The 7,703-nt window shown below is 60.9% G+C and carries 7 protein-coding genes; 5 read left to right on the top strand and 2 right to left on the bottom strand.

The features are described 5' to 3' along the window. Positions 1-199: 199 nt before the first annotated feature. Together IDH44_RS24695 and IDH44_RS24690 are read right to left on the bottom strand one after the other, a co-directional pair. Positions 200-754 carry a hypothetical protein gene (locus IDH44_RS24695; protein WP_190921487.1) on the bottom strand — a complete coding sequence of 185 codons (555 nt, stop codon included), beginning with the start codon at positions 752-754 and terminating at the stop codon, positions 200-202. Positions 755-766: 12 nt separating this feature from the next. Beyond that, positions 767-1,171, bottom strand: coding sequence for a hypothetical protein (locus IDH44_RS24690; RefSeq protein WP_190921486.1), 405 nt, complete (start codon positions 1,169-1,171; stop codon positions 767-769). A 263-nt stretch (positions 1,172-1,434) separates the two neighbouring features. Between IDH44_RS24690 and IDH44_RS24685 the strand changes: the two genes are divergently transcribed. From IDH44_RS24685 to IDH44_RS24665, 5 genes are all read left to right on the top strand, one after another. Next, on the top strand, positions 1,435-3,453 hold the full coding sequence (locus tag IDH44_RS24685; protein ID WP_190921485.1) for a catalase: 2,019 nt from the start codon (positions 1,435-1,437) through the stop codon (positions 3,451-3,453). A gap of 457 nt (positions 3,454-3,910) precedes the next feature. Then, on the top strand, positions 3,911-4,918 hold the full coding sequence (locus tag IDH44_RS24680) for an ATP-binding cassette domain-containing protein (protein WP_190921484.1): 1,008 nt from the start codon (positions 3,911-3,913) through the stop codon (positions 4,916-4,918). An 11-nt stretch (positions 4,919-4,929) separates the two neighbouring features. After that, the gene (locus tag IDH44_RS24675; protein WP_190921492.1) at positions 4,930-5,736 is read left to right on the top strand and encodes an ABC transporter permease; all 807 of its coding nucleotides are present in this window, start codon (positions 4,930-4,932) and stop codon (positions 5,734-5,736) included. Between the two features lie 130 nt (positions 5,737-5,866). Next, positions 5,867-6,544, top strand: a complete 678-nt coding sequence (locus IDH44_RS24670; RefSeq protein WP_190921483.1) for a response regulator transcription factor — start codon at positions 5,867-5,869, stop codon at positions 6,542-6,544. Beyond that, positions 6,541-7,647 (top strand): sensor histidine kinase, encoded by a 1,107-nt coding sequence (locus tag IDH44_RS24665; protein WP_190921482.1) that lies wholly within the window; start codon positions 6,541-6,543, stop codon positions 7,645-7,647. The genes IDH44_RS24670 and IDH44_RS24665 overlap by 4 nt, the downstream gene beginning before the upstream one ends. The last annotated feature ends 56 nt before the right edge of the window (positions 7,648-7,703 follow it).

Genomic DNA, 7,703 nt, shown 5'->3' with positions numbered 1-7,703 from the left:
ATATGATTCCATCCGCTCCCCGCTTGATTCTCTGAATCTAGCATACACCATAATTCGCCATTTTCAGAGTCTCAAGGGTGCGGAATGTGAGATACCAGCTTTTTATTGTCTAAAAATTCTTTAAGTAGCATCAGCGTAGAAAGCGCACGCTCATGATGAGCGTGCGCCGCTTTATTTTAGAGGGGACTGTTCACGTGGCTTACTCGATTTCGATATGAGGCCCCGCTACATACCACTCGCGAGAGCCCGCTTCATTTGTTTTGGAATGAATATCCAAATAAACAGCGTTGCCGTTGTCTCGCTCCCAAAATAATAACAGCCGGTCTTGTTCCGGGCTAATGAGCACAGCTGGGAAATAGTCCTTATATTCTTGGGCTTCTTCTTTTTCTTTGCTGGAAAGGGCCGCATTTACCGAAAAGGCTTCTTCTTGGCTGAGTTTATTGGTAAAGTCAATGCCGATATCTGAACTGCTGTGTAACGTCCAGGATTGCAGCCCTGCCGATGACATTTTTTCCGTTTTCTGAATTTTCCCAAGCGCGCGTTCCCAGCCTTCATGCAGCATGGCGTACAACTTAGGCTGCTCCTCCGCAAGTGGTTCTCCGTACACGATATGAGCCGTTCCTTCATTTAGTTGTTCTGGCAAGGTCGCTTCATGATCTGCCTTGGTCATGGTTGACCAAGTTAAAAACAAGGCCACCGTGACAATCGCAAACAGCATTTGCAACAAGAATGAATTTCTTTTTTTTGCTGTCATGTGAACCTCCTTTTAGTCATTAGGCCAATTTTCGCTACCATAAAAATGAGCATCTTCACCGTTCTCAAATTCATATCGTTGGTTCCAAGACATTTGATAGGTTGCAGAAGCTTCGTGTGTGCAGGAGGCTGTACTAATAGATAAATTGATTGGGGCAGATGAATCTTCATCTTGTTTGTTTCCGATTAACTGTCCATTCTTATACCAATCAAAGTAAGCTCTGCCCCAAGTAGCCTCCGGATACAAAGAATTTTCGGAACCTGAAACTTGACCGTAAACATATACAGTTCCAACCGGACAGGAGAAATCAATGTCGATAAATCTTGAATTTTCAGGATAAGCAGATGCAAAAGGTATTGCCGTTAAAAACAAAAGACTAAATACTACTAATAATGGCGCGATTACTTTATTTTTCATTAAAAAAACTCTACTTTACAAAAAATATTATTACTGGTAATTTCCTTTACTGTATCATCGTTCCCTAAATTATACAAGGCTAAAAAATAAAATTATCTATTTATTGAGTTGTCAGATCCACTAGCGTTGTGTTATTGCTGCAACTGGTTATTGGCATGGAATAAGCATTAAGTTTCGCTCATTTCTGCGTCGCCGCACGCCGCATCCGGGTAAACAGGTCAGTATGGACTTAGATAACCGACTACGCGGAAGGGGCTGTAAGGATGAGCGAGAAGGACAAGCAGTTGGAGCAGTACCGTGTGAAGGACGAGGGCAAGGCGCTGACGACGAACCAGGGCCTCAAGATGGCGGAGGACGAATTCTCGCTCAAGGCGGGCGAGCGCGGACCGACGCTGATGGAGGACTTCCACTTCCGCGAGAAAATGACACACTTCGATCACGAACGCATCCCCGAGCGCATCGTGCATGCCCGGGGCTTCGCGGCGCACGGCGAATTCGAGCTGTACGAATCGCTAGCGCCCTATACTAAGGCCGGCTTCCTCCAGGACCCCGGCACCAAGACGCCCGTCTTCGTGCGCTTCTCCACGGTAGCGGGCTCGCGCGGCTCGGCGGAGACGGTGCGCGACGCGCGCGGCTTCGCGACCAAGTTCTATACGCAGGAAGGCAACTATGACCTGGTGGGCAACAACATCCCGGTGTTCTTCATCCAGGATGCGATCAAGTTCCCCGACCTGATCCACGCCGTCAAGCCCGAGCCGCACAACGAGATGCCGCAGGCGGCTTCGGCGCATGATACGTTCTGGGACTTCGTCGCGAATAATCAGGAATCGGCGCATATGGTCATGTGGGCGATGTCCGACCGCGCCATCCCGCGCAGCTTCCGGATGATGGAGGGCTTCGGCGTGCATACGTTCCGCTTCGTCAATGAAGAGGGCCGCTCGCACTTCGTGAAGTTCCACTGGAAGCCGGTGCTCGGCGTGCATTCGCTCGTCTGGGACGAGGCGCAGAAGATCTCGGGCAAGGACCCTGACTTCCACCGTCGCGATCTGTGGGAGGCGATCGAGCGCGGCGACTATCCGGAATATGAGCTCGCCGTCCAGCTGCTGACGGAGGAGGACGAATTCCGCTTCGACTTCGATATCCTCGATCCGACCAAGCTGTGGCCGGAGGAGGAGGTGCCGGTCAAGCGCATCGGCAAGATGACGCTCAATCGCAACGTGGACAATGTGTTCGCAGAGACGGAGCAGGTCGCCTTCCATCCCGGCCATGTCGTGCCGGGCATCGACTTCTCCAACGATCCGCTGCTGCAGGGACGGCTGTTCTCGTACACGGATACGCAGCTGTCGCGCCTGGGTGGGTCGAACTTCCACGAGCTGCCGATCAATCGGCCGGTGTGCCCGTTCCACAACAATCAGCGCGACGGCATCGCCCGCCATACGATCAATCGCGGACAGGTGAGCTATCACAACAATTCGTTGGCCGGCAACACGCCGTCCACGACGCCGGAGCGCGAGGGCGGCTACAGCCACTATCAGGAGAAGATCGACGCCCGCAAGGTGCGGGCCCGCAGCGAGAGCTTCAAGGATCACTTCTCCCAGGCGGCGCTGTTCTGGAACAGCATGAGCGAGCCCGAGCAGCAGCATATGATCGATGCGTTCAGCTTCGAGCTGGGCAAGGTGATGAGCTCATCGGTGCGCGAGCAGGTCGTCGCCATGTTCGCGCAGGTGTCGCCGGAGCTGGCGACACCGGTCGCCGAGCGCATCGGCGTCGATGCGCCGCCAGCCGGCCAGCCGGCTTCGACGAAGCAATCGCCGGCGCTCAGCCAGGCGAACACGACCCACTCGCCGCACGGACGCAAGGTCGGCGTCATCGCTGGTCCGCAATTCGACGACGCGGCGGTGCTGCCGGTGCTGGATGCGCTGCGCGCAGCGGGCGTGCAAGTGGAGGTGATCGCCGAACGGCTGGGCGAGATCGCCGGGACCGGCGGCAAGGCGCTGGAGGTGGATCACACATTCCTGACGGCCGACTCCGTGCTGTTCGATGCGCTGTATGCCGCAGGCGGCGAGGACGAGAGCGGCAAGCTGGCGCGTCAGGCGTCGATGCTGCTGGGCGAGGCGTACGGCCATTGCAAGCCGATCGCCGCGAGCAGCAGCGGCAAGGATTGGCTCGGCCCCCATGCGCCGGCGAACGGACCGGGCGTGGTGGCCGGAGAAGGCGGGGAAGGTCTGGCGGACGCGTTCAAGGAGGCCGTAGCGGCCCATCGCTTCTGGACGCGCGATTAGGCGAAGCGGGGCGAGGAGGGGCTGGCCGCAGCTTTCGAGCTGGTAGAAGGAAGTAGCAGGCCGCTCGGACTGCCCAAAGGCTGCACGCGATTGATGCGTGCAGCCTTTTGGGCTTTTGGCGCGCGGTACGGATGCTCTAGCGGGCAGCCGCGACGCTTAGCCCACGGAATCGAAGCGATGTGACCGCCAGGAGACGGCGGGGCGTCGCTCATGTGCAAGCTTGGAAACGAGAAGGATTACTGGTTACCGGTAGGGAGCGCAATGACAGCCATCAAAATGCAGGTGGATGTTGCAAGACGGGTCCGTCGGGACCTGGCATGGCGGCGGTCGGACAATCCCATGATCTCGCTTATCGCTTCTCGTTCATATTCGGTTCATATTCGTCGGCTACGATGCTTGTAAGCCAATCAGGCAGGCAACTAGGCAACAAGCCAACGATTCAAGGAGGCATACGACGATGAAGAACGAACAATGGGCAATTGAAGCGCGCGGTCTGGTCAAGGTATTCGGTGACAAGCGCGCGGTCGACGGCGTCGATCTGCAGGTGCGCGCCGGCACGGTCTACGGCGTACTCGGCCCCAACGGCGCCGGCAAGACGACGACGATTCGCATGCTGGCCACTCTGCTGCGGCCGGACGCGGGCACGGCGCGTATTTTCGGCCACGACGTTGCCAGGGAGGCGCATGTCGTGCGTCAGCTGATCGGGGTTACCGGGCAATACGCCTCGGTCGACGAAGCATTGAGCGCGGTGGAGAATCTGGTCATTTTTGCACGGCTGCTGGGGCTGGGACGCGACGAAGCGCGGCGCAAGGCCGAGGAGCTGCTCGAGGCATTCGGCTTGACTGAGGCGGCGCGCCGGCCGCTCAAGCATTTCTCCGGCGGCATGCGGCGCCGGCTCGATCTGGCGGCCAGTCTGATCGCGCAGCCGCCGCTGATCTTCCTCGACGAGCCGACGACCGGCCTTGATCCGCGCACGCGCGCGCAGATGTGGGAGACGATCCGGCAGCTCGTGCGGGGCGGCTCGACTGTGCTGCTGACGACGCAATACCTGGACGAGGCCGACCAGCTCGCCGACCGCATCGCGGTCATCGACAGCGGCCGCGTCGTGGCGGAGGGCACCGTGGATGAATTGAAGGCCTCGGTCGGCGCTTCGTCGCTGCAGCTCCGGCTGCGGCAGCCGGAGCAGGCGGACCGCGCGCGCGAGCTGCTGCGCACGGTGCTGCGCACGGAGGCGGCTTATGCGGCGGAAGCGGGTCGCTTCACGGCGCCGATGGCCGATGCCGACCAGCTCGGCGAGCTGCTGACGGCGATGCGCAGCGCGGGCGTCGGACTCGCTGAGGTCAGCGTGCAAAAGCCGTCGCTCGATGCCGTCTTCCTGGCCACAACCGGACGCGGCGTCGAGGAGCCGGCGCATGCCGGAGAAGAAGCGGCCAGGAACCGCCCTGCGAAGGAGGCGAGCGTATGAGCGAGCAAGCGATGCATGCGGCATCCCGCGTCTCCCGGCGGCTCAGCCGCAGGGCCAGTCTCGGCCAATCGCTGCGCCATTCGCTGACGATGGCGTACCGTGGCCTGCTGAAGATCCGCCGCACCCCGGAGCAATTGATCGACGTGACCGTCCAGCCGATCCTGTTTACGCTAATGTTCACGTATATTTTCGGCGGGGCGATCTCGGGCAGCGTGCTGGACTACCTGCCGGTCATCATCCCCGGCATTCTGGTGCAGACGGTCATCACCACCTCCGTCGTCACCGGCGTGCAGCTGCGCGAGGACATGGACAAGGGCGTCTTCGACCGCTTCAAATCGCTGCCGATTGCCCGCATCTCGCCGCTGGCCGGGGCGCTGCTCGCGGATGTCATTCGCTATGCGATTGCGACGACGCTGACCTTTGCCATGGGCTATGTCCTCGGCTTCCGCCCCGATGGCGGGTTCGGGAGCGTAGTCGCAGCCGGGCTGCTCGTCATCGCATGCGCGTGGGCGATCAGCTGGATTTTTGCCTTCTTCGGCGTGATCGCGCGGACCGCCTCGAGCGTCCAGGGCATATCGATGCTGATCCTGTTCCCGCTGACCTTCGTCTCCAATGCGTTCGTGCCGGTCGATACGATGCCCGGCTGGCTGCGCTGGTTCGCCGACCTCAATCCGGTCTCGCATCTGGTGAGTGCGGTGCGCGAGCTCGTCAACGGCGGCACGGCCGGCACGGACCTCGCGGTCTCCTTGATCGGCGCGGCCGTGATCGTGGCCGTATTCGCCCCGTTGACGGTGCGTGCGTATATGCGCAAGGCGTAGAATTGTAGGCTATACTAAATATACGAGACATCACAAGCCCGCACCGCTGCACAGCCGGCTTCCCCTTCGTCATGAAGCTCATGAAGCAGCGGCTGGCGATTGCGGCGCGGGCTGGCGAGGAGGGAGAGGCATGATCCGCATTCTGATCGTGGACGACGATCCGCATATTCGCGAGCTGGTCGGGCATTTCATGCGTCTCGAGGGCTTCGAGACCGCGGAGGCGGCGGACGGGCGGGAGGCGCTGCGTTGCCTGGAGCAGCAGCAGCTCGACCTGATTATACTCGATATCATGATGCCGGGCATGGACGGCTGGACCCTCTGCCGCGAGCTGCGCGAGCGGACCGAGCTGCCCTTGCTCATGCTCACCGCCAAGGGCGAGCCGCCGGAGATCGTCAAGGGCTTCGCGCTCGGCACGGACGATTATCTGGTCAAGCCGTTCGATCCGGCGGTGCTGACGGCGCGCGTGCGGGCGCTGCTGCGCCGCTATCGCATCCTGGCCTCGCAGACGGTGCGCATCGGCGACGTCGCGCTGCGCCGCGACACCTTCGAATGCCGGGCAGGAGAGCAGGTCCTGACCTTGCCGCGCAAGGAGTTCGAGCTGCTCTTCAAGCTGGCTGGATATCTCGGCCGGACCTTCACGCGGGACCAGTTGATCGAGGAGATCTGGGGCTACGATTACGAGGGCGACGAGCGCACGGTCGACGTGCATATCAAGCGGCTGCGCGAGCGCTTCCCGGAGGCGACGCACGGCTTTCGGATTCGTACCATTCGCGGGCTCGGGTATCGGCTCGAGGAGGTGGCGCGGTGAGCCGGCTTCCGCACGTCCTGCATTTTGCGCTCAACGCCTTGTGGGTGATCGCACTGCTGCTGCTCGGCTGGACCGGCGCGTATTATGCGACCGGGTCGCTCTATGCGCGCATCGGCTGGGAGCCGCACGGGCTCCTGGCGCTGCTCGCCAACGCGGCGCTGGGCTTTTTGGCGTTCGGCGTGGCGATGATGCTGATCGGTCATTTTTTCGTCCGGTCGGGCGAGCATCAATTCTGGAGCGAGCTGATCGAGGCGATTCGGCGCATTTCCCGAGGCGACTTCCAGGTGAGCGTCGCGTCCGCCTACGGCGAACGTCAGCGCCAGCGGCATCCGCTGGGCAAGCTCGTCGACAGCATCAATGACATGGCCGCCAATCTGCAGGCGATGGAGGAGCTGCGACAAGAATTCATCTCCAATGTCTCCCACGAGATCGGCACGCCGCTGACGTCGATCAGCGGGTTCGCACGCGCGCTTCGCGACGAGCGGCTGGAGGCGGCGCAGCGCGAGCGATACTTGACGATTATCGAGGAGGAGTGCGGCCGGCTCGCCCAACTGAGCGACAATCTGCTCAAGCTGGCGGTGCTGGATGCGGACCGGCAGCCGCTCCACCCGATATCGTACCGGCTGGACAAGCAATTGGCGACCGTCATGCTGGCCAGCGAGCCGCAGTGGGAGGCCAAGGGGATCGAGCTCGATCTGCAGGCTGCGGAGCTGGAGATCGTCGCCGACCAAGCGCTGCTGGCTCAGGTATGGGCCAATCTGGTGCACAATGCGGTCAAATTTACGCCGCCCGGCGGCAGCGTCTCCGTGCGACTGGAGCAAGCAGCGGGTCGCGCGGTCGTGCGCGTCGCGGACACGGGCCCGGGGATCGCGGAGGCCGACCGGGCTCGCATATTTGAGCGCTTCTACAAGGCGGACGCCTCCCGTACCCGCGCGCCCGGCAGCGGCAGCGGACTGGGGCTCTCCATTGCGCACAAAATCGTGACGATGCACGGCGGGCGCATTGTCGTGGACACGAGTCTCCCGGGAGAGGGCGCGGTGTTTACCGTGTCACTGCCGCTGGATGCATGCCCATCGTCGCTACGCGCGAGCGCGCAAGAATGACCGGCAAGGGTGTGTTATAATGAACGAAAGCGGTCTGGCACAGAAAAGAGGGAGCT

The sequence above is a fragment of the Paenibacillus sabuli genome (assembly GCF_014705605.1).
GTDB lineage: Bacteria > Bacillota > Bacilli > Paenibacillales > Paenibacillaceae > Paenibacillus_D > Paenibacillus_D sabuli.
This window is presented reverse-complemented; position numbering and strand designations above follow the sequence as displayed.